Genomic DNA, 24056 nt, shown 5'->3' with positions numbered 1-24056 from the left:
AATTACAATGATTTTATAAATTTTAGTAATGCCTCTCTGTCTGATTGTGAAAGATTTTGATAGCCTGTTTTACTGTTGTTTGCTTCGCCACCATGCATTAAAATGGCACTTTCAATACTATTTGCTCTACCATCGTGCATTAAGAAATAGTTCCCTCCTTGTGCGTCTTCAGAAAGCCCTATTCCCCATAGTGGTGGTGTTCTCCATTCGTAAGTTTTTGCGCTTCCTTCAGTATAACCATCGTCTAAACCGCTTCCCATATCGTGTAATAGCAAATCGGTGTAAGGAGCGAATGTTTTATTTGAAAGGGCCTTAATAGGTGAATAACCTGTTTTCAATTCAGATTTATGACAGCTTGCGCAATTAATTTGGTTAAAAATGGTTGCTCCTTGTTTAACAACTGCATCACCTTGATTGCGTTGAATTGGTGCTTTTAATGTTTGCAAGTAAAAAACAACGTCGTTTACGGTACTTGTCGCAATTTCAGGATCAATTTCCAGATTAGTATAAACGTCAATAGGATTGAATATAGAGGTAATTCCGATGTCTTGGTTGTAAGCATTTACGGTTTGGTGCAATAAATCAAAAGCCGCGGCTTTTTTGCCAAAACGGCCTATATATTTTCCGTTTTGAGAAACAGCATTTGATGTTGGGATTACAAAGTCAGGAATGTCTATCCAGTTTGGAACACCCGATATTCCATCGCCATTAACGTCATTAGGATCTGCCATTGCCAGGATAGTTGCATCTGTAACAGATTCTAAAAATCCTAAACCTGTATTTGCTGGTGGCGTAAATTTAGCAAAAGTAGCTCCAGATGGGATTTGTTCGGGTAAAAATCCGGGTAGCGATCTATTTTGTAATTGTGGGCCACCTTGGTTTAGGAACAAGTTTCCTGTTTCATCAATTTGTCCAAAACGGGTAAGTGTGGTAGAGGGGTGTCCTTTACCGTCGCCAGCATGACAACTGATACAGCTTGACGCAACAAAGGTAGGACCAAGTCCTGTTTCACGGGTAAAAACCTCATTGAATGCCGCATCACCTTTTAAGAAACGTGCTAACTCTTCATGGGAGAGCCCTTCAACGGTTCCATCTAAAACTTCATCATCAGCAGGAATTTCAGTATAATTTTCATCACAAGATGTGAATAACAGGATCAAGAGTATTGGTATAACCCAAAAAAAAAGTGTATTGTTTTCATTTGCATAAATTAAATTTTAGGCAAAGCTAAATAAATATTTCGTATTAAATAAAAATAAAAATATAATAATAAAAATTAATTAATCCCTAAATCATATAAATTTTATTGTTACTTTTGTATTAGTGAAATGGATGAACCTCATACTATCAATTTATCTAACAGCACTTTCATTTTTGCCTTGTGCTGATTTGGAAGTAAATAGTTTGGTACATACATCAAAGGAACTTTCCTCCTATAAAGAAAACCATTCCCACAATAAAGAAAAAGATTTGTGTTCTCCTTTCTGCGCTTGCAATTGTTGTGGAGTGCAAATATTAAGTCATTTTCCAATTAAATTCGATTTTCCTTTAATTTCTGCGGTTATAAAAACCAAAGAGCCATTCTATAAATCTATTTTTGCTTCCAATTTCTTCGGAAGTATTTGGCAACCGCCTCAAATAGCATAATGATGCCCGAGTAATTTCGGGTTAGAAAATTGTGACCTTTTCACAAATAATGGCAAATATTCTATTTGCTGATTTCTAATTCATTATAATATTTCAATGTTAGACAAAATCATACAATTTAGTATAAAGAACAAGTTCATTATACTCTTATTTACCCTTGTGCTTATAGCCTGGGGAAGTTATTCTATTAAAAATTTACCGCTGGATGCCTTGCCAGATGTAACTAATAATCAAGTACAAATAATTACTACTGCCCCTACTTTAGCAAGTCAGGAAGTAGAACAATTAATTACCTATCCACTCGAACAAGCTGTAAAAACGATTCCAAAAGTAATTGAATTACGAAGCATTTCTCGTTTTGGATTATCTGTGGTAACTGTTGTTTTCAAAGACGATGTAGATATATATTGGGCAAGAGAGCAAATTTTTCAACGCTTAAAGCAAGCCGAAGAAAACATTCCTTCCTACGCAGGTTCCCCAGAATTAGGTCCAATATCTACTGGTCTTGGAGAAATTTATCAATACGATTTATATGCCAAAAAAGGCTACGAAGATAAATATGATGCAGTAAAATTACGAACCATTCAAGATTGGATTATAATTCCACAATTACAAGGTGTTGAAGGTGTTGCCGAAGTAAGTACCTGGGGAGGAAAACTAAAACAATATGAAGTTGCCATTAATCCTAATAAACTGAATAGTTTAGGAATAACCATTACCGATATTTTTGAGGCACTGCAAAAAAACAATCAAAATACAGGTGGTGCTTATATCGAAAAAGATCAATTTGCCTATTTTATCCGTGGTGTTGGTATGGCAACGGGTATCAAAGATATAGAAAACATCGTTGTTGCCAATAAAAATGGAGCTCCTATTTTAGTGCGAAATGTAGCCGAAGTTAGAGAAGGCGTTGCACTACGCTATGGAGCTGCTACTAAAGATGGTAAAGGCGAAATAGTTTGCGGAATGGCACTTATGCTTAAAGGTGAAAATTCCAAAGCCGTGAACGATAGAGTAAAAGAAAAAATGGCTCAAATCAACAAAACACTTCCTGAAGGTGTCGTTGCCGAAGCTTTTATCGATAGAGGTAAACTAGTAGATAATGCAATAGGAACGGTTACAAAAAATTTATTGGAAGGAGCCTTAATTGTAATTTTTGTATTGATTTTATTTTTAGGAAATCTTAGAGCGGGATTAATTGTTGCTTCTGTAATACCATTGTCTATGCTTTTTGCTGTAATTCTAATGAATTATTTTGGTGTAAGCGGAAATTTAATGAGTTTAGGTGCTATCGATTTTGGAATTATTGTCGATGGTGCAGTAATTATTGTCGAAGCCACGATGCACCACCTGCAAAAACTTAAAAGGCAAAAAGATTTAACCCAATCCGAAATGGATAGCGAGGTTTTCAAATCGGCCTCAAAAATCAGAAACAGTGCTGCCTTTGGAGAAATCATTATCTTAATTGTGTATTTACCAATCCTTGCATTGGTAGGAACTGAAGGAAAAATGTTCCGTCCAATGGCAATGACTGTAGGTTTTGCCATAACAGGAGCTTTCATTTTGTCATTGACCTATGTACCAATGATGAGTGCACTATTTTTATCAAAAAACACGGAACATAAGCCGAATTTCAGTGATCGAATGATGGCTTGGTTGGAAGGAATTTACACTCCTTTTTTAGAAAAAGCCTTACGTTTCAAAAAAGCAGTATTGGCTATTTCATTAGGATTATTTGTACTAGCAATAGTAGTTTTTCAAAATATGGGTGGCGAATTTATTCCCACAATTGAAGAAGGAGATTTAGCTATTAATGCAACGATAATGACAGGAAGTTCGCTTTCGCAAATGGTAAAAACAACTACTGAATATGAAAAAATTCTAAAAGCAAAATTTCCCGAAATCAAAACCATAGTATCCAAAATTGGAAGTGGTGAAATCCCAACCGATCCAATGCCGATAGAAAGTGGCGATTTGATTATTGTGCTTAAAGACAAAAGTGAATGGACAGGTGATTACGACAATTGGGAAGATTTAGCCAATGCAATGAAAGAAGAAATGGAAACCATTCCAGGTGCTAATATTGAAGTTTCACAACCAATTCAAATGCGATTCAACGAGTTAATGACCGGAAGCCGAAGTGATATAGCCATTAAAATTTTTGGTGACGATTTAGAAATTTTAGATACTAAAGCCAAAGAATTGATTGCTAAAGTCAATAATATTGAAGGTATTGGAGACTTAAAACAAGATAAAGTAACAGGCTTACCGCAAATTACTGTAAAATACGATTACAATAAAATTGCATTATATGGTTTGAATATTACCGATATCAACCAAATCATCCGCTCTTCATTTGCAGGAGAAAGCGCAGGTAAAATCTATGAAGAAAGCAAACGATTTGATGTAGTGGTGAGAATGGATGCAGCTAGCCGAACAGATATTACAGATGTGAGTAATCTATTTATTCCTTTACCAAACGGACAACAAGTACCACTTTCACAAGTCGCAACAGTCTCTTATGAACAGGGTCCTGTTCAGGTTTCTCGTGAAAACGGTAAGCGTCGAATTACTATTGGGTTAAATGTACGTGGTAGAGATATAAAAAGTGTGGTTGAGGAAATTCAACTAAAATTAGACAAGGATTTCAAACTACCAGCAGGGTATTATGTTACTTATGGAGGACAATTCGAAAACTTAATTGAAGCTAGTAAGAGACTTTCAATTGCTGTACCTGCTGCGTTACTCTTGATAATGGTTTTGCTGTTTTTTACTTTCAAAAGTATGAAGCAAGCAGGACTAATATTCACTGCTATTCCACTATCTGCAATTGGAGGAGTTTTTGCTCTTTGGCTAAGAGGAATGCCTTTTAGTATATCAGCAGGTATTGGGTTTATTGCCTTGTTTGGTATTGCTGTATTGAACGGAATTGTATTGATTTCCTATTTCAATCAACTTAAAACTGAAGGTATAACCGATCCATTACAAAGAGTATTAATAGGGACAAAAACACGTTTACGACCTGTTTTAATGACAGCCGCTGTAGCCTCTTTAGGATTTATGCCAATGGCATTATCAACAAGCGGTGGAGCTGAAGTTCAAAAACCATTGGCAACAGTTGTTATTGGAGGATTATTATCGGCTACATTACTGACGTTGATTGTTTTACCAATACTTTATTTATTGTTTGAAAAAGGAATTAAAGCAAGAAGAAAAATAAAAACACCAATCGTTACCCTAATAGTTTTATTGATAAGTAGTTTTTCTTTTGCTCAAAATAGCCAGCCTATTTCATTACAAAAAGCTATCGAAATTGCAAAAACCAATAACATTGATTTAAAGATTGCTGATAAGGAAATTGAGAAACAAACGGTTCTGAAAAAGACAGCATTTCAAGCAGATCCTTTGCAAGTGCAATATCAGGGTGGGCAATTCAATAGTAAATATTATGATAGCAATGTTTCGATACAGCAGTATTTTCCAATTGGAAGAATTACAAAAGCCAATCGTCAATTACAGGAAGAATTGGTGAAACTAGCTGAAAAACGAAAAGCATTATCCGAATATGAAATCGAAAAAGCAGTAACAATCGCCTACTATCAATATTTATATGGTGTTTCTGTACAAAAACTAAATGCAGATTTATTGGAAATTTATTCCAAATTCTTAAAGAATGCAGAACTACGTTTTGAAACAGGCGAAAGCGGAAAAATTGAAGTAATCAGTGCCAAAGCAAAGTCAAAAGAAATAGAAACACAGCAAGCGCAACTCGAATTTGATTTGGCAATTTACCAAAAACAATTACAATTTTTTATTCAAACGGAAGAGAATATTGTACCGGATAGTACAACGCCAATGCAATATTCATTTCAACCAAATGAAAACCAATCCAAAGTAGAAACGTTGGTAACCGATTATTATACACAGCAAATTTCGGTGTATCAAAAAGAAGCCAATACTTTTAAAGCATTGCGAACACCAAAATTAGGATTAGGTTATTTTGGACAAACCATTGATACCAAATCTTATTTTCAAGGGTTTACTGCGGGTTTACAAATTCCTTTATTTGGTGGGGTAAATTCAGCTAAAGCTAAAGCATCTGCTATCAGTATTTCGCAATCCCAATTAGAATTAGACAAAAATAAATTGACTTTGAAATTACAAATGCAGGAATTGAAAAATGATTTCGAAAAGCAACAAAAAGCATTAGATTATTATCAAAAGGAAGGTTTGCTATATGCAGAACAAATAATTGCAACGGCTCAAAAAAGTTATGCCAATGGTGATATGAGTTATTGGTATTACATCAGTTTTTTGAATCAGGCTATCGACATCAAAAAGCAAAATGCCGAAGCTACCAATGCTTATAATCAAAGTGCTATTCAATTGCAATTTCCATCTATTTCTAACAAATAAAATTTCTCAAAATGAAAAATATAAATTCAAAATTCAAAATTTTCTTAATACTTAATACTTTATTCTTACTACTTCTCACCTCTTGTGGAGAAAAGAAAACAGAAGAAGCAGGTCACGAAGAAGAAAAATCAGAAAACGAAGTAGCATTAACAGCCTTACAATTCAAAACAGTTGGTATTCAAACAGGTTCTGTAGAAAACAGGAATCTTAATTTAGTGATTAAAGCCAATGGATATACGACAGTTCCACCACAAAATATGGGTAACATTTCAACCTTAATTGGAGGAACGGTTAAGGATATTTTTGTTTTAGAAGGCACGTATGTAAACAAAGGAAAAGTACTGGCAACTATTCAAAATTTAGAAGTAGTTGGAATGCAGGAAGATTATAATTCGGCTGTTGCCAATATTGAATACCTGCAATTAGAATACAATCGCCAGAAGACATTAACTGATGAAAATGTAAACCCTAGAAAAGTACTTCAGGAAGTAAAATCAAAACTAGCTGTTGAAAGAGCCAGAGCAAAAGCTGCAAAAAACAAATTGCAAGCCCTGAATATGAGTACAAGCGGATCAAGTTTGGTACCGATAGTTTCACCAATATCCGGTTATGTTGGAAAAATCAGCATTGCCAAAGGAGCATTTGCCGAAACAGGAATAACCCTTTTTGAAGTCGTAGATAATAGCCAGATGCACTTGGACTTAAACGTTTATGAAAAAGATTTGGAATCAATTTCTGTGGGGCAAACGATAGACTTTATTTTGACTAATCAAGGAAACAAATCCATTAAAGGAAAAATATTTGGTATCAATAAATCCTTTTCAAATGAAAGCAAAACCGTTGCTGTTCACGCCAAAATTAATCCAGCTGATTCCAAAGATTTAATTTCTGGAATGTATGTTTCTGCCAATATCAATATTAAAAATGCAACCGTCCCTGCCCTACCCAAAGATGCTGTTGTAAAAAATGGAGATAAATACTTTGTCTATATCCAGGAAGAACACGAAGAAAAAGCCACAGGTAAAAAAGCAGAAGCTCACGAACACAAAGAAGGCGAAGCACATTCTGAAGAAGCTGTTGGCGAGGAAGAAGGACACAACGAAGTACATTTCAAAGCAATAGAAGTTGTACCAGGAACAACAGATTTAGGGTATACCGAAGTGAAATTTGTTGAAGCAATTCCTGCCGATGCAAAAATTGTAATTAAAGGAGCTTTCTATTTACTGTCTGCTATGAAAGGTGGCGGTGAGCATACACATTAATAAGTAGTTTAAGAAGCATTAGAAAACTTAAGACTATCTAAAACCGCTAGTATTATTTGTATTGGCGGTTGTGATAGTAAATTAATTGATGAAGACTATGCCCCCAAAATAATATTAGAAAAATCATTAATTGCTGAATATGAAAACAACAAAATATAGTTTTCTGCGAAATACTAGCGGAATAAAAAAGATAATAATTTGTCTTACCTTATCATTATTGTTGTATTTCATTTTACTGTTTTTTAAAATTGATATTAAAAACAGGATAATTTTATCCTGGGATCTCTTTTGTTTTTCTCTAATTATATTTAGCTGGGCATTGTTTTTTACTACCACAAATAAAGATCTATGTGAGGTGGTAGAGCGTCAGGATGATGGACTTAAAGTGATTTTTACGATAGTGCTCATTGCTGTTTGTGTTAGTTTGTTTGGTACTTTACTCCTTTTAAAAGGTACAGAAGAATCGTCCTTTAACAGAATATTTGATGCAATCGTTTCATTATCGCCCATTTTAGTGTCGTGGACATTGCTTCATACAATTTTTACAATTCGGTATGCACACTTATATCACGACCATAATCAATTAAAAACGGGTAGTAATGTTGGAGGTATCAAATTTCCGTGTAAGGAGGAGCCTGATTATATTGATTTCGCCTATTTCTCATTCGTAATTGGTATGACATTTCAAGTTTCAGATGTCCAAGTAAGCTCAAAGGTTATCAGAAGATTTGTTTTGTTGCACAGTCTAATTTCATTTGCGTTCAATACAATTATTGTGGCACTGACTATTAATAGTATTGCCAGTTTTAAATAACTATTTAATATAAAAAATTTAGAAAATGAACAACAGACTCAATTGTTGGAAGTGTGTATTAATGCTTTCAGGTTTGCTTGGAATGGCTACCATTTTTTCATAATAACATTAACCAAGGATCAAATTAGGGTTTTAAATAATTCCTATTTGCACTCTCTTTTATATAATTTAAGAAACATTTTAAATCTAATTTGATGAAAAAATTAATCATACTAGGAATTATAAATATTGCAATAATGACGATTATTTTTTCCTGTAAAGAAGAGAAAAAAGTACAAAAGGTTCATATTCACAAAAAGGCAGAAGCCCATATGATAGTCTACGAATGCCCTATGAAATGTGAAAAAGGGAAATTTTATGACATTTCTGGAAAATGTCCTGTTTGCAAAATGTCATTAATAAAAATTGAACACGAAGAAAATAAAAACCATTTAGAACATAATCATAAATAACTAAAAAAGAAACACCAACACAAATACGATGCAAACAGTAAACAGCTTTGGTGCAGACAGGAAGAAAAAATAAATCACCAAACAAACAATCAGGTTGTTCTACTCACAATGATTCAGAAAATCATTTTGATGATGTTCATAAACGCTAAAGCGAAAGAAATGTCTGCCGAAGATTAAGAACACGGCTATTCGCACGATCTAGAGCACAAGCATTAAAAAACAGAACATAAATGAGTATTATTTTCTGTACTCATTTGCATTATAAAAACTTTGATTAAAAAGACAGAAGAATGAAAAACAAAATAAATTTGTTACAAATAACCAATTTAGTGGTGTTGTTTTTTTGCATAAATTTTGCAAATGCCCAGAATTTAGACATTGATGTTTTAAGAAACATAAATCATAATAGGAACAAATCACTGGATCCAGCATTAAAAGGAATTACAAATAGTCTAGCTCCTGTAAGTATTGGAACTCCAATTATTATGTACTCTGTCGGATTGATAATGAAAGATAGTACAGTCAAAAAGAAAGCTATTTTTATTGGAGAAGCCTTTTTGGCTTCAGGATTTATAACATTTGCTTTAAAAAAAACAGTAAATAGAGAACGACCATTTGTAACTTATCCAGATATTGAGCAAGTTACAACAGCAACCGGACCTTCTTTCCCATCAGGGCACGCTTCTTTAGCTTTTGCAACTGCCACTTCCTTGAGTATGGCGTATCCAAAATGGTACATTATTGCTCCTTCGTTTGCGTGGGCAAGTGCAGTAAGCTATTCTCGTATGGTATTGGGTGTTCACTATCCAAGTGACGTTTTAGCTGGCGCAATCATAGGAAGCGGATCAGCTTATCTTTCCTACAAATTGAATAAATGGGTTAATAAAAAACAGAGGAAAAAAATCCCACAACTTTGGGAATAAATAGTTCTTTTTATTTAAAATCAAATACTTATGTTTTATATATAGTAAAAATAAAAAGATTACAAACATTCTAAAACGAAAGAAATACCCAACATCTGCAATGAAGTCTTTAAAAAACTTAAACCTATCCCAAACTGCCAGTATCATTGATGATTTTAAAAACTATTTCAAGGCAGTAGAATCGATTAGGCAATGCTTTTAGGAAGTATATTTCTTTTAATAAAAGATGAAGGAGAAATGGTCTCTGGATTCTCATAACTAAAAATACAATTTAAAAAAATGAAAAATATATTTAACAAACGATTTTCATTACTATATTCATTTATATCAACTTATGTTCTGATTTCTTTCGGGATAAGAATTTCCCTTTATGCTTTATCATTTGATGATATTGATTTTTCTCTTATTTCAATTATCAAAATTTTCAGTTTAGGATTTTTCTTTGACCTATCAGTAGCTTTGTTTTTTTCTACAATTTATTATTCATATCTACTTGCTTTACCTTCAAAACTTGTCGGTAGCATACTTGATAAGGTAATTACTTATTTTTTAATGGGTATTTTACTATTCATTAGTATTTTTTCTTTTGTTGCGGAATTTCCATTTTGGGAGGAATTCAATACAAGGTTTAACTTTATTGCTGTTGATTATTTAATATATACTTATGAAGTTTTTGAAAATATAAATCAATCCTATCCAATCCCATTAATAATTTTGGTTCTATTTACTTTAATCTTCATTATATATGTCATTTATAAGAAGAAAAATGTTTTTAGGGAAACATTCACAGAAAAACCAAAATTTAAAGAAAGGCTTTTTAATGTTTTACCTTTATTACTAGTAACATTACTTTTCGCTTTTTTTGCAAAAAATAAACTTGCAGAATGGAGTATCAATAATTATGAAAATGAATTAAGCAAAAATGGTGTTTTCTCTTTTTTTTCAGCATTGCATTCAAACGAGTTAGATTATACAACATTTTATAAAACATTGCCTAACAAAGAAGCATATAAAATAGTAAAAAAGGAATTGCTTCAAAACAATCAAGAATTTACAAATCAAGAAAAAGATGCGATTACAAGAAACGTAAGTGGCTCAAAAGAACAAGCCCCTAACATAGTTTTAATTGCTATTGAAAGTTTTAGTGCCGATTTTTTAAAACAATTTGGAAACCAACAAAATCTAACACCTAATTATGAAGCATTAGCAAAAAACAGCATATTCTTTACTAATATGTATGCTACAGGTACAAGAACTGTTCGAGGTATGGAAGCACTCACACTCTGCGTTCCACCAACACCAGGAAACAGTATTGTAAGAAGACCAAATAATGAAAGTATATTTTCAATAGCTACGATATTAAAAAAGAAAAATTATGATTTAAGTTTTATATATGGAGGCGATGGCTATTTTGATAATATGAACACTTTTTTTGGCGGTCAAGGGTTTAATATAATAGATAGAAACAGAGGAAATCCGCTATCTGATAATATTAAAACAAAACGATTTGCAATAGAAGACAACGAAGTAACATTTGAAAATGCTTGGGGAATTTGTGATGAAGATAGTTATACTCAATCTATAAAATATGCCAATATAAATTCAAAAAAAAACAAACCTTTTTTTCAATTTATAATGACAACATCTAACCATAAACCCTATTCATTTCCTAATGGAAGAATAAATATGGTACAAGGAAGTAGAGAAAGTGCAGTAAAATATACTGATTTTGCTTTAGGACAATATATCAAAAAAGCGAAAACAAAACCTTGGTTTTCAAATACAATTTTTGTAATTGTTGCTGACCATTGTGCCAATAGTGCTGGTAAATGGGAAATAAATATTGAAAATCATCATATTCCAGCAATGATTTACAATTTGAATAATCAAAAACAAAAAATCAATAAACTTGTATCGCAAATTGACCTAATGCCAACAGTATTTGGATATTTGAATTGGAATTATCAAACAGAACTTTATGGCAAAGATATTAATATAATGAAACCTAATGAAGAAAGAGCTTTAATTGGAAATTATAGAACATTAGGATTATTAAAGAATAAATATTTTACAGAAATAAATGACCGAAAAAAAGTAAATAATTATATATGGGATGCAGAAAAGAAAATAATGAAAAAAATAGAAAATAAAAATTTAATTGATTTAGAAAAATTAACTGTTTCTTATTACCAAACTGCGAGTGAACGATTCAAAAATGGTAAGATGAAACAAAGTAATTAATTATAAATGATTATGTTTTTGTTCTAGATGGATTTTGTCTAAATAATTAAAAAATTAATTTATGCTATTAAATAAAAGAATATCAATATTCACATTTTTGAAACAAATAAAATTTGACATAACTGCCATTCTAATCTATGCTATAGTAGTAGGAATTGCTGACCAGTACGGTTTTCTGTCAAAAATAGAAATACCAATTGCTATGAGTGCCATAATCGGAACTGCATTATCATTATTACTGGCTTTTAGAACAGCCCAAGCTTATGAAAGATGGTGGGAAGCAAGAATAATTTGGGGTGCAATAGTAAACGATTCAAGAACTTTAATACGTCAAGTAAAGCAATTTTTACCAGAAAAAGACACTAAAATTGTGCAGGATTTTGCGTACCGTCAAATAATTTGGTGTTATGTTTTAGGAGAATCGTTGCGAAAATTATCGTATTCAAAAAAAGTATACGACTATGTTAAAGAACATAAATTATCAAAAAACAACATCCCAAATGCAATAATTAATCAACATAGTGAAGCACTATCTAAACTAGAAATTAGCGATTTCAAGCAAATACAGATTGACAGTACTTTAAGTCGCTTGTGCGACTCTATGGGAAAATGCGAACGTATTAAAAACACCGTTTTTCCAAAATCATACAGCTTATTGGTACATTTTTTTATTTATGTTTTTGCCACGCTTTTACCATTTGGGTTAGATGATATATATGTTTTAGTAGAAATATTTTTAACAGCTTTGATACCTATAATATTTATAGCCATAGAACGAACGGCAATTATATTACAAGATCCGTTCGAAAATGTAACAACCGACATTCCAATGACAAGTCTTGCAATAACAATAGAAATAAATATTAAAGAATTGATAGGCGATACAGATTTGCCAATTGTAGAAAAGCCAAAATCGTTTTACATCATGTAAGCTAAGAGTTATTTTAAGGAATTAAAGAGTTCTAAACTTTAAAAATAGTTGAATTATGTTACAGCTTTTAGATTTTACCGGAGAGAATATTATAGCTACAAAAGCCAACGACTTATTGGGTATAAAAGATTATGAAAAAATTCATCCGTTTATTCATAATATTATAAATACAGGTAAAAAAGTGCGCTGGTATTTTGAAATGGATGATGGTTCAATCTCAAATTCAACTGGTTTTTGGGAAGACGGTATAATTGAAATTAATTATGGTAATATGAAATTTACTCACTCCGATGATATAGAGACTATTGCAATTGTGGGCGATAAAAAATGGGAAAAGTGTATGCTTTCAATAATGAAACCTTTTACAAAGGCAAATTTGAGATATTTTGAATTATCTGAAAAAGAAAAAGCTAAAGAATGGATTATAAATAATGTCCAAGAAACGAAACTATAACCAAATAAAAAAATATACATAGGCTTATGGATATAAATGCAGAATTAATTATTGTTTCCAAACTGATTGTCTCCTTTTTATTAGGAGGATTTATTGGTTTAGATAGAGAAAAACACGGTCAAGATGCAGGAATAAGAACGTATGCAGCCGTATGCATTGGCGCAACCTTGTTTACAGCTATTACAGCCCATTTGGTAAATAACCCAGCGGATACTTCAAGAGTAATTGCAAATATTGTAACAGGCGTTGGTTTTCTAGGTGCTGGAATTATTTATCGCAATTCTACTGCAGGAACATCACACGGATTAACAACAGCCGCAACCGTATGGTGTACATCAGCAGTTGGTGTTGCGGTAGGACTAGATATGTTTATTATAGCTGTAATAGGTGCCTGTGCGTTGTATTTTCTACTTTCATTACACCATCAAAAATGGTATATAAAATGGAAGCAAAATATGATAAAAAAACACGGTAAGGAAAACGAAAATGATTAAATAAAATATTCTTAATTAATTTAAAATGATTTAAAAATGAAAAATACAGATCCAAAACACAAGCACACTTATGATGCTCAAGGCAAAATGACTTGCTGTTCACAAGAAGAAAAAATAAATAAAATAGCAGATAAGCAGGTAAAAAAGAAATCTAAAAAAGAAAGCTGTTGTAGCATCGAACACGATGATACAAAGGTTAAAAAAATAGTAAAGAACCAGCACAATCACGATGAGCATTCGGATGATGACGGACACGACCATTCAGGCGGTAATCAAACGACGTTTCAAATGTTCTTGCCAGCAGTTATAAGTTTTGTGCTATTACTCATTGCTATTGGTTTTGATAATTATTTTCCACAAACTTGGTTCACTGGCTGGGTGCGTATTGCTTGGTATGTAGTAGCTTATGCTCCTGTGGGTTTTCCGGTAATAAAAGAAGCTTTTGAAAGCATACGTAAAGGCGAAATCTTTTCAGAATTCCTATTAATGAGTATTGCTACAATCGGAGCATTCGCTATTTCCGAATATCCTGAAGGAGTTGCTGTAATGCTGTTTTATGCTGTTGGCGAAGTATTTCAGACATTGGCAGTTCAAAGAGCAAAAAGCAACATCAAATTATTATTGGATCAAAGACCTGATACCGCTACAGTAATTCAAGGAGGAAATACCATTTCAAAAAAAGCCTCTGAAATTACTATCGGAGAAATTATTCAATTACGCCCAGGAGAAAAACTAGCACTCGACGGAAAATTACTTTCAGACAATGCTTCTTTAAATACATCTGCTTTAACAGGTGAAAGCAAACCCGATACAAAACAAAAAGGAGAAACCGTTCTTGCCGGAATGATTAACCTAAATACTGTTGTTCAAGTCGAAGTTACAACTGCTTATTCTGATAGTAAGCTCTCAAAAATCTTGGAAATGGTTCAGGATGCAACAGCTAAAAAAGCACCTACAGAACTATTTATTAGAAAGTTTGCTAAAATTTACACTCCAATAGTTGTGTTTTTAGCAATTGCAATTTGTTTAATTCCAATGCTATTTGTCGAAAACTACGTTTTCAGCGATTGGTTGTACCGAGCTTTAGTTTTCTTGGTAATTTCCTGTCCGTGTGCGTTAGTAATTTCTATTCCTTTGGGATATTTTGGAGGTATTGGTGCAGCAAGTAAAAATGGAATTTTAGTAAAAGGCTCGAATTTTCTAGATATAATGGCATCTATTCAAGTAGTCGTTATGGATAAAACAGGAACGCTGACCAAAGGTGTTTTCAAAGTGCAAAAAGTGGTAGCCGTTGATATTCCGGAAGCTGATTTAATAAAATTCACAGCAGCATTAGAAACCAAATCCACACATCCGGTAGGAACTGCTATTATTGAATATGCCAAAGGTTCAGAAAAAGAGGTAACAGTTACCGATGTCGAAGAAATTGCAGGACACGGATTGAAAGGTAATGTAGAAGGAAAAGAAATATTGGCAGGAAATGTAAAATTAATGAAGAAATTCAATATCAGTTACGATGCTGAAATCGACAACACACCATTTACAATAATAGTTATTGCCATCAATCAAAAATATGCAGGATACTTTCTAATTGCTGACGAAATAAAAGAAGATGCAAAAACAGCTATCGAAAGTTTGCATAAAATAAACATCAAAACCGTAATGCTTTCGGGAGATAAACAAGCCGTCGTTGATGCTGTTGCCAAAGAATTAAATATAGATCAGGCTTATGGCGATTTATTGCCTGAAAACAAAGTAGAAAAAGTCGAGGAATTAAAATCTCAAAACTTAAAAATTGCCTTTGTTGGAGATGGCGTAAACGATGCGCCAGTGGTTGCCCTTGCCGATGCCGGAATTGCAATGGGTGGTTTAGGAAGCGATGCCACTATTGAAACTGCAGATATTGTTATTCAAAATGACCAGCCTACAAAAATTTTTACAGCTATAAATATTGGTAAAAAAACAAAACAAATAGTGTATCAGAACATTGGATTAGCATTCGCTGTAAAAGCAGTTGTTTTGGTTCTTGGTGCCGGAGGTTTAGCCACCATGTGGGAAGCTGTTTTTGCCGATGTTGGTGTGGCTTTATTAGCTATTTTGAATGCAGTTAGAATACAGCGAATGAAGTTTTAAATCTGATATTAATAAGAAGCGTCCATTAATAGGGACGCTCTTTAAAATATTTATGATTTTTTTGGAGGTGTTTTTCCTCCTGCACAACAAGAACCATCTACACTACAAGATTTTTTCTCATTAGAGACTAGAACCATTACCCAATAAAATCAAAGTATTTTAAAAGTTATTATTTTTAACCCTAAAAATATTGCGTTATAAAAAAAGCTGTCCAAATCATTTTTAGACAGCTTTTTTCTATTTTTGAAACTGTTTAATGCCATATTTCAGCCATTGTTCATATTCAGTAATGTCTGGCATATATCCAACTGGTTGGTTTAAACTTTTCTCTTTTGTATCCAATATGATATAATACGGCTGAGCGTTTGCTTTATAACGAGTGATTTGGAAATCACTCCATTTATTACCTATTGATTTTATCTTTTTACCAGTTTCTTTTGAAATATACTGTTCATTGATTGGTAATTCTCTTTTATCATCAACATATAGTGAGATCAGAACAACTTCATTATTCAAGATTTGTAAAATGCGAGGATCTGACCATACATAATCTTCCATTTTTCTACAATTCACACAAGCAAATCCTGTAAAATCCAAAAGGATTGGCTTATTTACTGTTTTAGCATAAGCTAATCCTTTTTCATAGTCTGTAAAGGCAACAATGTCGTGTGGACCTTTATGTGCGCCGTCTGGTAATGCTATTGCTGATGTAGATTCTCTGTTGGAACCTCCTACACCATATGGAGATTCGCTATAGGTCATAGGTGGAGGGAAACCACTAATAAGTTTTAAAGGTGCGCCCCATAAACCAGGAATAAGATAAATTGTAAATACCAATACCACCAACCCGATAGATAATCGTCCTACCGAAATAGAAGATGAAGGAGAATCATGTGGCAAAGTTATCTTTCCGAATAAGTAGAATGCCAAAGTACCGAATATCGCTATCCAAATGGCTAAAAATATTTCTCTTTCAAACCAGTGCAATTGCAATACTAAATCGGCATTAGACAAGAATTTAAATGCTAAAGCTAATTCTATAAAACCTAAAAATACTTTTACTGTATTTAACCATCCGCCAGATTTTGGTAATGTATTTAACCAACCTGGGAACATGGCAAATAACATAAAGGGTAATGCTAAAGCAAAAGAAAAACCTAACATTCCTACAATTGGTGCGATACCTCCTTTGGAAGCTGCTTCAACCAGTAAAGTTCCTATAATTGGTCCGGTACAAGAAAAGGAAACGATTGCAAGAGCCAATGCCATGAATACGATTCCTAATATTCCACCTTTATCCGCTTGACGGTCTACCTTATTTGCCCAAGAATTAGGTAACATGATTTCGAAAGCACCTAAAAATGATAACGAAAATACAACTAATAATACAAAGAAAATAACATTAAACCATACATTGGTAGATAATGCATTTAGTGCATCGGCACCAAAAATTAAGGTAATTACTGTTCCCAAAAATACATAAATCAAGATAATCGAAATACCATAAATAATCGCATTTTTGATCCCTTTGGCTTTGGTTTTACTTTGTTTTGTAAAGAAACTTACCGTCATGGGAATCATAGGAAATACGCAAGGAGTAAGCAAGGCTGCAAAACCAGATAAGAAAGCGATAAAGAAAATCATATATAAACTCGAATCAGATTCTTTCGATTCTGGTTGTTTTTCTATTGTGGAATTCGCATCAGTTTTAGTAGTTTTCTCATTTACAATATCCGCAGCTTGGATTTCTTTTGCTTCAAGCGTTTTAAGATTAAACTCAAAGTATTTTGTTTCGCTAATACAGTTCTCCTTGCATACTTGGTAAGAAAGCTCTACTTGTATTGTTTCTTTTTCGGGATTAGTTTGTTTAATTAGTTGAGTAAAAACAACCTTGTCTGAGAAGAAGATTTCATCGACACCAAAGATTTCATTAAACTCACGTTTGGTTTCACTTTCGGTTGCTTTTCCAATAAGTTCATAATTGTTTTTACTATCATGAAAAAGGAATTCGGCAGGAAGCGGACCATCTTCGGGTGTAAATTGAGAATATACATGCCAACCTGTTTCGATGTTTCCTTTAAAAGTAAGCACATATTCTGAGGTGGATTTCTTCTCGATTATAGGTTCCCATTTCACAGGATTTATAATCTGTGCCTGGGCTTTGACAAAAACAAAGCCCAAGAGCAATAAATAAAAGATTTTCTTCATTTTATAAGTTTAATCAGAACGATTTGTTCTGGTGATAATTTGATTTTATACGTGCCATTTCGCGATAAGCCATAGTAAGTGTTTCGATGGATTTTGCCATCGAAACACTTATTTTTTATGAACTTTAGATTTAAATTAAAATATTGGCGGAGTAATTTATTTGGTCACATTAAAAAAAGTATATTCCAATTTTAAGAAAACACCATCAGATGTGGCACGTTGCATCGAGCTATACAATTCTTTTTTGTATGCAAGGTCAATTCTCGCCTGACTGTTAATGATAAACTGAATCGAAGGAACTACATCCAGATATGATTTTCCGTTTTCGGTTATCGTTTGTCCGGTAAATTCCAACATTGCATTAATGTTGGTTTGTTTAAAACTTGTATATTTTTTTGGATACATTAATTTCCCTACTGAGAACGTATAATTTACTGCGCTGTTACCCAAAAAATCCGGAAAGCTATAATCACTGTTATTAAGTGCCCGCGCGTAACTTACAGAAGAACTTATGGCAACTTTATGGATTAACTGAGTAGCTACCAGACCAGCTTCGTAACCAGAGTTTCCTCCCATTAAGTCTATAGCTTCCTGATTAATAAAAGAGTTATTATAACTGTATCGTCCAAAGGCAGCCATCCTAAAATGACTTTGTAAATCATCTACAGAAAAGAAACGATATTTAGCATAAAAACCACCACCTTTAAGTCCCAATCCATTTTCTTGGTTACTAAGAAAAGCTGAGGTACGAACCATGATATTTTTATTTATTCCCCAAGTAACTTCGGGCGTTAAATTATACATAGACCCACTTTCCAGTTGATTTTTCATAAGAGATTGACCAACCCGAACCCCAATAGAACCCGCCGGAACATTACTAGCGGGTTCGGTTACTACAAATAATTCCTGTGCATCTATTTTGAATGAAACAAGTAATAAGAAAACAATTGATAGATATTTCATTTTTATAAGGCTTTTAAATAATAATCATTTTCATTTTCCGTGGCATAACCAGGATATTTTGAATATGATTTAATTAGTTTTTTATACTCTTTTTGGGTTACAAAACCTTTATCCAAAACTCTGAATTTTGCTTCTGTATCAGCTACTGCGTTTTTAGTATCTATAAAAGTATACGTAACATCATCGATTTTTACTGTTGCATTATCTTCAATTTTTGGAGTATCAAACTTTGCGGTCAAGACCATAGAACCTACAAAAAAACCAGCTTTCTCAACCGCATTTTTCAACACTTTAGGTTGTAATGTATTGTTTTTCTTAAAGTAAACAGTAAAGGTATTGGTGTTTAAATCGGTACCAATACTATCAACTTGAGTTAAGGATTTTAACTGTTTGTTTATAGCATTAGAACACATAGAGCAAGTTAATCCTGTTGCCATTATTTCGGCTTTAGTGATTTGAGAATATGATTTTACACCAGTTAATAATACTAAAAGTGTAGCGGCTACGAATTTTATATGTAATGTTTTCATTTTATTTTTTGTTTTTTTTGATTTGAGCAATTATTTGTGCTTCGGTTGGGTTTATGGCAATCAGTTTTCCTGATGCATCAAAAAGATAGGTTTCAGGCAGTGCTTCAACTCCAAAAGCCACAGCCGTTTTGGCATCAAAACCTTTCGGGTCGATTAATTGCTGGTGTTTCATTTTGTCTTTTTCAATGGCTTTTAACCATTTTGATTTATCGATATCAATTGAAATTCCAACAATTTCAAAATTCTGACCTTTGTATTGGTCATACATTTTTACCAATTTTTTGTTAGCCATTCGGCAAGGTGCGCACCATGATGCCCAAAAATCTACCAAAACTGTTTTTCCTTTAAAAGTATTTAGTTTAACTGTAGCGTTCTTATTGTTTTGAAGCTGAACATCTGGAAAAGAATCTCCTATTTTTATTTGTGCACTTGCTATAGAAACAGTTGCTATCAGGGAGAGTAATGTGATTATATTTTTTATTTTGAACATGAAATTAATTTAAATGATTGATTATGATTACTCCGCTTTTTTAGGACTTGCTTCTCTATCATATTGGCAACATCCATGCAATTCATCGTAAACAGCATTTGGGGCACTAAATTTTTCATTGTCATATCCAGCATCTGCAACACGTTTTAGTATGGCATCAAGATTGGTTTTCTTAGTATCGTAGGTAACTGTAGCGGTTTTGGTGTTCGTGTCCCAATTTACTTTGGCAACTTTATCAATGTTTGCAGCCGTTTCAATAGTTTTTTTGCACATGCCACAATTACCATTGATTTTTACGGTTTCAGTTGTTTTGTTTTTTATTTGCGCGCTGGCGAAAGTGACTGATAGCAATAGAGTCATTGCCATCAATAATTTTTTTATTGAGTTCATTGTTTTTATAATTTTGAATGAATTAATCCTAGAGCATGACAGAAACCATAGTATTTAGAGCTATGAATAGCGTTGATTGGATTAATATTTAATGATTTTTTAAGCCATAAAACAGGCTTTGGATTAGACAGATTTGTAACTGTCAGGAAATGAATCTAGCTTATTTTAGGTGGAAGCCAGATAGAACGGAAATCTGAAGAAATAAAGATTTCTGAATAATAGTAATTTTGTTTCCTTTCTGAAAAACTAAAAAGAGAATTATTTTCTGTTTGGAAAGAAAGTATCGAGGAATAACCGCAGTAAGCAGTTGGGCAACCACAAGAATTACCTACACAGCTATTATCGCAATTGTGTTCTTTCTTATTAGAATCTTTTTTCTTGCAACAGTCTTTTACTGTAAATTCTTTTTTACAACATGGCATTTCTTTTTTTGTCCCATGCGCATAAGTAAGCGTTGGTCCCAAAAGAAAACCAAGCATAACGAGTAGCAATATGTAGAACTTTTTTGTCATACTGGGCACAAATCTACAATTTTATTAGCTGACTCGAATGTTAATTTTTTTGTAAATGTTCTATTATAATTGATTCTTCAATTATGTTTAGTGACACCCCGCTGAAATAAAAACAGTTTAATTAATTGATAATCAGTATTTTTGTTTTTAGGACTAAAAGATCGTTTTTAATTTACTGAACACTTGTAACATGTAGATTAGTAATTTTTACAAATTAAAAGAAATATAATTGTTGATTATGAAACCAGTTAATTGATAACGTATCCCAACTGAAGAACTGGAAATTCATCGCTTTTATTCCACAAACGGAAAGAATTGATAAAATTATCGATGGATTTGAATAGTCATATATCTTCCATGAAATTACATTAAAAGCTAGTGAATTCAAATTTCTAACTTTAGATTATGATGAGAAAACTCAAAATTTCGATATAATAGTTTTCCTGAAAAACTAAAATTTATATCAACTGGCTCAAATACCAGATAATAATGAGGAATTAATCCATTTATATGATTTAAATTTTTACATAGATGAGATTAACACTCATAACAAAGATTTAAGTAGTTTAGTCTTCATCTATTTGCTTCCCTAATAATACTTTTAATGAGAATATAAATCAAAACAAAATAGTAGTGATGAAATTTTTTTAACAAGTCTTTATTGAAAATTAAGATTATTTCTCTAACTTCGTCCAATATTAGATTTTCTATACAAATGAAAAAGTTTCACATTTTATTAATCGTTGTACTTGGCTTCTTCTTGATGCCAATGGTAACTTTTGCGTGTGGAAACAATTCAGAAAAACAATCTTGCAAAAAAGAAATCTCTTCTAAAACAGATAAAAAAGATTGTTGCGAAGGTGATAATCATTCGAAGAATAAAAATCATAAAGGTTGTGGAGGAAAATGCAGCCATTCTAAATGTGGTTGTGCTTCTTCTTGCAACACATCTGTTTCTATTAATGAATTGAACTTTAATAAAAATATTTTTAATTTCTTTTCAGAAAAACAAAATTTTTACAATTACGAAACCTCCATTTCTTCTGGTTTCAATTCTTTATGGCTTATACCAAAAATAGGCTAAATTTTAAATTTGATAGCCATAATTGTGTCAAATCAAAAGCAATTATTGCTTTAAATCATTTACTTTCTCAGTTAATTTCATTTTCAAAAGGCTGGCTTTGTTGTGCTGTCATTTTGTTCTTGTTTAACTAATTCAATTTAAAATTATTTTACAATGAAATCACTAAAAAAAATAGTGATGGCAATAACTCTATTGCTATCATTCACAGTGTCTAATGCGCAAATCAAAAACGCTAAAACTGAAACCGTAAAAATATTCGGGAATTGTGGAATGTGCGAAACCACCATAGAAAAAGCAGGAAGTCTCAAGAAAATTGCGAATGTTGATTGGAATAAAGACACCAAAATGGCTACGCTTACTTATGATGCTAAAAAAACCAATCAAGATGAAATCTTAAAACGTATTGCACTTGCGGGTTATGATAGCGAAAAATTCCTTGCTCCAGATGCTGCATATTCAAAACTTCCGGGATGTTGTCAATACGATCGTGAAGCAAAAGTTGCAGTAAAAACGGAAACAAAATCCGAAGAAACTAAAATGGAAATGAACGACCATTCTACAATGACTGAAAACCAAGGAACAGACCAACTAAAACCAGTTTTCGATAATTATTTTTCATTGAAAGATGCCTTGGTAAAAACAGATAGTAAAATGGCTTCTGCAAAGTCAAAAGATTTATTAACCGCAATCACTGTCGTAAAAATGGAAACATTGAAAATGGATGTACATATGACTTGGATGAAAGTTTATAAAGATTTAACTGCTGATGCAAAAAATATTTCTGAAACACAGGATATCAAAAAGCAAAGAGAACTTTTCAAATCATTATCTAAAAATACGTATGAGTTGATAAAAGTTTCAAAATTTACTGAACCGGTTTATTATCAATATTGCCCGATGCAAGATGCCAATTGGTTAAGTAAAGAAAATACAATTAAAAATCCTTACTACGGATCACAAATGTTGAGTTGTGGTAAAACAGTAGAAACAATAAAATAATAAAATTAAAACTTTAAAAAATGAAGAATATATCTTTTACCGCATCAATAATTGGAGCAATACTTTTATCATCTTGTAATAAAGATGATAATATGGATATGACAAATGCAGCATTAAACGTTAATTATCCAGCAGCGTATGTTGTCAATGGTGAAGATGCAACAATTTCAGTAATCAAATTATCAACTAATGAAGTTACAGGAACTATTCCATTGATGGGAACCGATACAGATATGATAATGTGGCCACACCATATTTCTTCACATTCAAATCATCTTGCAATTGGAGTTCCGGGAATGGATTTAAGCGCAGGACACGCAGTGACAGGAACTATGTCGGGTAAACTTGTTGTTATTGATGCAACAACTGGTTCAATTGTTTAAAAAATGGGTTTACCTGTAATGAACCACAATACTATTTATTCTCCAAATGGTACAGAAATTTGGGTGCCTCAAATGGATATGAACGGAAAAGTATTGGTGTATGACGCTACAACTTATGCGTTGAAAAGTACAATTACTGTAGGTATGATGCCTGCAGAATTAACTTTCTCTTCGGACGGGACAAAAGCCTATGTTGCTAATGGCGATGATGATAACGTTTCAGTAATCAATGTAGCATCAAAATCAGTAGTTGCAACGGTTACAGTTGGTAACAATCCTGTTGGAGCTTGGACTGGTACAGATGGTAAAATGTATGTTGATAACGAAGACGGACAATCTATTTCTGTTATAAATGTAGCTACAAATGCCGTTGACCAAACTATTATTTTAGGATTTATGCCCGGAATTGCCTCACACAACGGAACAAAAAGCGAATTATGGGTTTCAGATCCAATGAATGGAAAAGTACATTATTGGACTTGGGATGCTGGTATGATGATGTGGATGCACGGTGGCGCTTTTAATACGGGTGCTGGTGCTCACGCAATTTCTTTCACTATGGACGGAAACACTGCCTATGTAACCAACCAAACAGCAAATACAGTTTCTGTTGTAAATGTTACCAATCATACCGTTACTAAAACAATCAATGTTGGTAAAAAACCAAATGGGGTTGTAATAAAAATGTAAACTATTAATTTCTAAAATATCAAATGTAAATTTGATAAAC

Annotated in this window: 21 protein-coding genes; 15 read left to right on the top strand and 6 right to left on the bottom strand. The window is 32.7% G+C overall.

Translation table 11 applies throughout. The features are described from left to right. Nucleotides 1–2: 2 nt before the first annotated feature. Nucleotides 3–1160, bottom strand: a complete 1158-nt coding sequence (locus tag H8R22_RS09795; protein ID WP_222616915.1) for a di-heme oxidoredictase family protein — start codon at nucleotides 1158–1160, stop codon at nucleotides 3–5. 172 nt (nucleotides 1161–1332) lie between these two features. On the opposite strand from H8R22_RS09795, the gene H8R22_RS15705 reads away from it, so the two are divergent. The 11 genes from H8R22_RS15705 to H8R22_RS09745 all read left to right on the top strand — a co-directional run bounded on the left by H8R22_RS15705 (nucleotide 1333) and on the right by H8R22_RS09745 (nucleotide 15767). Further along, nucleotides 1333–1647, top strand: a complete 315-nt coding sequence (locus H8R22_RS15705; protein ID WP_225872936.1) for a DUF6660 family protein — start codon at nucleotides 1333–1335, stop codon at nucleotides 1645–1647. 96 nt (nucleotides 1648–1743) lie between these two features. Then, nucleotides 1744–6063 carry a CusA/CzcA family heavy metal efflux RND transporter gene (locus tag H8R22_RS09790; RefSeq protein WP_187010250.1) on the top strand — a complete coding sequence of 1440 codons (4320 nt, stop codon included), beginning with the start codon at nucleotides 1744–1746 and terminating at the stop codon, nucleotides 6061–6063. An 11-nt stretch (nucleotides 6064–6074) separates the two neighbouring features. Continuing rightward, entirely contained in the window at nucleotides 6075–7325 is a 1251-nt protein-coding gene (locus H8R22_RS09785) for an efflux RND transporter periplasmic adaptor subunit (RefSeq protein ID WP_187010249.1), read from the top strand. 139 nt (nucleotides 7326–7464) lie between these two features. After that, nucleotides 7465–8139 carry a DUF1345 domain-containing protein gene (locus H8R22_RS09780; RefSeq protein WP_024981663.1) on the top strand — a complete coding sequence of 225 codons (675 nt, stop codon included), beginning with the start codon at nucleotides 7465–7467 and terminating at the stop codon, nucleotides 8137–8139. Between the two features lie 194 nt (nucleotides 8140–8333). Further along, nucleotides 8334–8591: a heavy metal-binding domain-containing protein gene (locus H8R22_RS09775; RefSeq protein ID WP_187010248.1), complete on the top strand. Its 258-nt coding sequence runs from the start codon at nucleotides 8334–8336 to the stop codon at nucleotides 8589–8591. A 290-nt stretch (nucleotides 8592–8881) separates the two neighbouring features. Beyond that, nucleotides 8882–9514 carry a phosphatase PAP2 family protein gene (locus H8R22_RS09770; RefSeq protein WP_051536680.1) on the top strand — a complete coding sequence of 211 codons (633 nt, stop codon included), beginning with the start codon at nucleotides 8882–8884 and terminating at the stop codon, nucleotides 9512–9514. 279 nt (nucleotides 9515–9793) lie between these two features. Beyond that, nucleotides 9794–11755 (top strand): LTA synthase family protein, encoded by a 1962-nt coding sequence (locus H8R22_RS09765; protein ID WP_187010247.1) that lies wholly within the window; start codon nucleotides 9794–9796, stop codon nucleotides 11753–11755. Between the two features lie 61 nt (nucleotides 11756–11816). After that, a complete protein-coding gene (locus tag H8R22_RS09760) occupies nucleotides 11817–12686 on the top strand; it encodes a bestrophin family protein (RefSeq protein ID WP_187010246.1) in 870 nt (289 codons plus the stop codon). A gap of 55 nt (nucleotides 12687–12741) precedes the next feature. Further along, nucleotides 12742–13140: a SpoIIAA family protein gene (locus H8R22_RS09755; protein WP_187010245.1), complete on the top strand. Its 399-nt coding sequence runs from the start codon at nucleotides 12742–12744 to the stop codon at nucleotides 13138–13140. Nucleotides 13141–13166: 26 nt separating this feature from the next. Continuing rightward, nucleotides 13167–13634 carry an MgtC/SapB family protein gene (locus tag H8R22_RS09750; RefSeq protein ID WP_187010244.1) on the top strand — a complete coding sequence of 156 codons (468 nt, stop codon included), beginning with the start codon at nucleotides 13167–13169 and terminating at the stop codon, nucleotides 13632–13634. Nucleotides 13635–13670: 36 nt separating this feature from the next. Further along, complete coding sequence (locus H8R22_RS09745) at nucleotides 13671–15767, top strand: heavy metal translocating P-type ATPase (RefSeq protein ID WP_187010243.1); 2097 nt, start codon at nucleotides 13671–13673, stop codon at nucleotides 15765–15767. A 237-nt stretch (nucleotides 15768–16004) separates the two neighbouring features. On the opposite strand, the gene H8R22_RS09740 is transcribed toward H8R22_RS09745, so the two are convergent. The 5 genes from H8R22_RS09740 to H8R22_RS09720 all read right to left on the bottom strand — a co-directional run bounded on the left by H8R22_RS09740 (nucleotide 16005) and on the right by H8R22_RS09720 (nucleotide 20348). Further along, on the bottom strand, nucleotides 16005–17975 hold the full coding sequence (locus tag H8R22_RS09740) for a protein-disulfide reductase DsbD family protein (protein WP_187010242.1): 1971 nt from the start codon (nucleotides 17973–17975) through the stop codon (nucleotides 16005–16007). A gap of 156 nt (nucleotides 17976–18131) precedes the next feature. Further along, nucleotides 18132–18938: a hypothetical protein gene (locus tag H8R22_RS09735; protein ID WP_187010241.1), complete on the bottom strand. Its 807-nt coding sequence runs from the start codon at nucleotides 18936–18938 to the stop codon at nucleotides 18132–18134. 2 nt (nucleotides 18939–18940) lie between these two features. Further along, nucleotides 18941–19468, bottom strand: a complete 528-nt coding sequence (locus H8R22_RS09730) for a heavy-metal-associated domain-containing protein (RefSeq protein WP_225876014.1) — start codon at nucleotides 19466–19468, stop codon at nucleotides 18941–18943. A gap of 1 nt (nucleotide 19469) precedes the next feature. Further along, nucleotides 19470–19958: a TlpA family protein disulfide reductase gene (locus tag H8R22_RS09725; protein ID WP_113634453.1), complete on the bottom strand. Its 489-nt coding sequence runs from the start codon at nucleotides 19956–19958 to the stop codon at nucleotides 19470–19472. Nucleotides 19959–19985: 27 nt separating this feature from the next. Continuing rightward, nucleotides 19986–20348: a heavy-metal-associated domain-containing protein gene (locus tag H8R22_RS09720; RefSeq protein ID WP_086452991.1), complete on the bottom strand. Its 363-nt coding sequence runs from the start codon at nucleotides 20346–20348 to the stop codon at nucleotides 19986–19988. Between the two features lie 1227 nt (nucleotides 20349–21575). Between H8R22_RS09720 and H8R22_RS09715 the strand changes: the two genes are divergently transcribed. The 4 genes from H8R22_RS09715 to H8R22_RS09705 all read left to right on the top strand — a co-directional run bounded on the left by H8R22_RS09715 (nucleotide 21576) and on the right by H8R22_RS09705 (nucleotide 24016). Further along, a complete protein-coding gene (locus H8R22_RS09715) occupies nucleotides 21576–21944 on the top strand; it encodes a hypothetical protein (RefSeq protein WP_086452989.1) in 369 nt (122 codons plus the stop codon). 153 nt (nucleotides 21945–22097) lie between these two features. Further along, entirely contained in the window at nucleotides 22098–22943 is an 846-nt protein-coding gene (locus H8R22_RS09710; RefSeq protein ID WP_086452988.1) for a DUF3347 domain-containing protein, read from the top strand. Nucleotides 22944–22963: 20 nt separating this feature from the next. After that, nucleotides 22964–23326, top strand: coding sequence for a YncE family protein (locus tag H8R22_RS15615; RefSeq protein ID WP_225876013.1), 363 nt, complete (start codon nucleotides 22964–22966; stop codon nucleotides 23324–23326). 3 nt (nucleotides 23327–23329) lie between these two features. Continuing rightward, on the top strand, nucleotides 23330–24016 hold the full coding sequence (locus H8R22_RS09705) for a YVTN family beta-propeller repeat protein (RefSeq protein WP_225876012.1): 687 nt from the start codon (nucleotides 23330–23332) through the stop codon (nucleotides 24014–24016). Nucleotides 24017–24056 lie beyond the last annotated feature (40 nt).

The sequence above is a fragment of the Flavobacterium kayseriense genome (genome assembly GCF_014305095.1).
Lineage (GTDB): Bacteria > Bacteroidota > Bacteroidia > Flavobacteriales > Flavobacteriaceae > Flavobacterium > Flavobacterium kayseriense.
The sequence above is the reverse complement of the archived record's forward strand: the minus strand, read 5'-3'. Positions and strand labels throughout refer to the sequence as shown.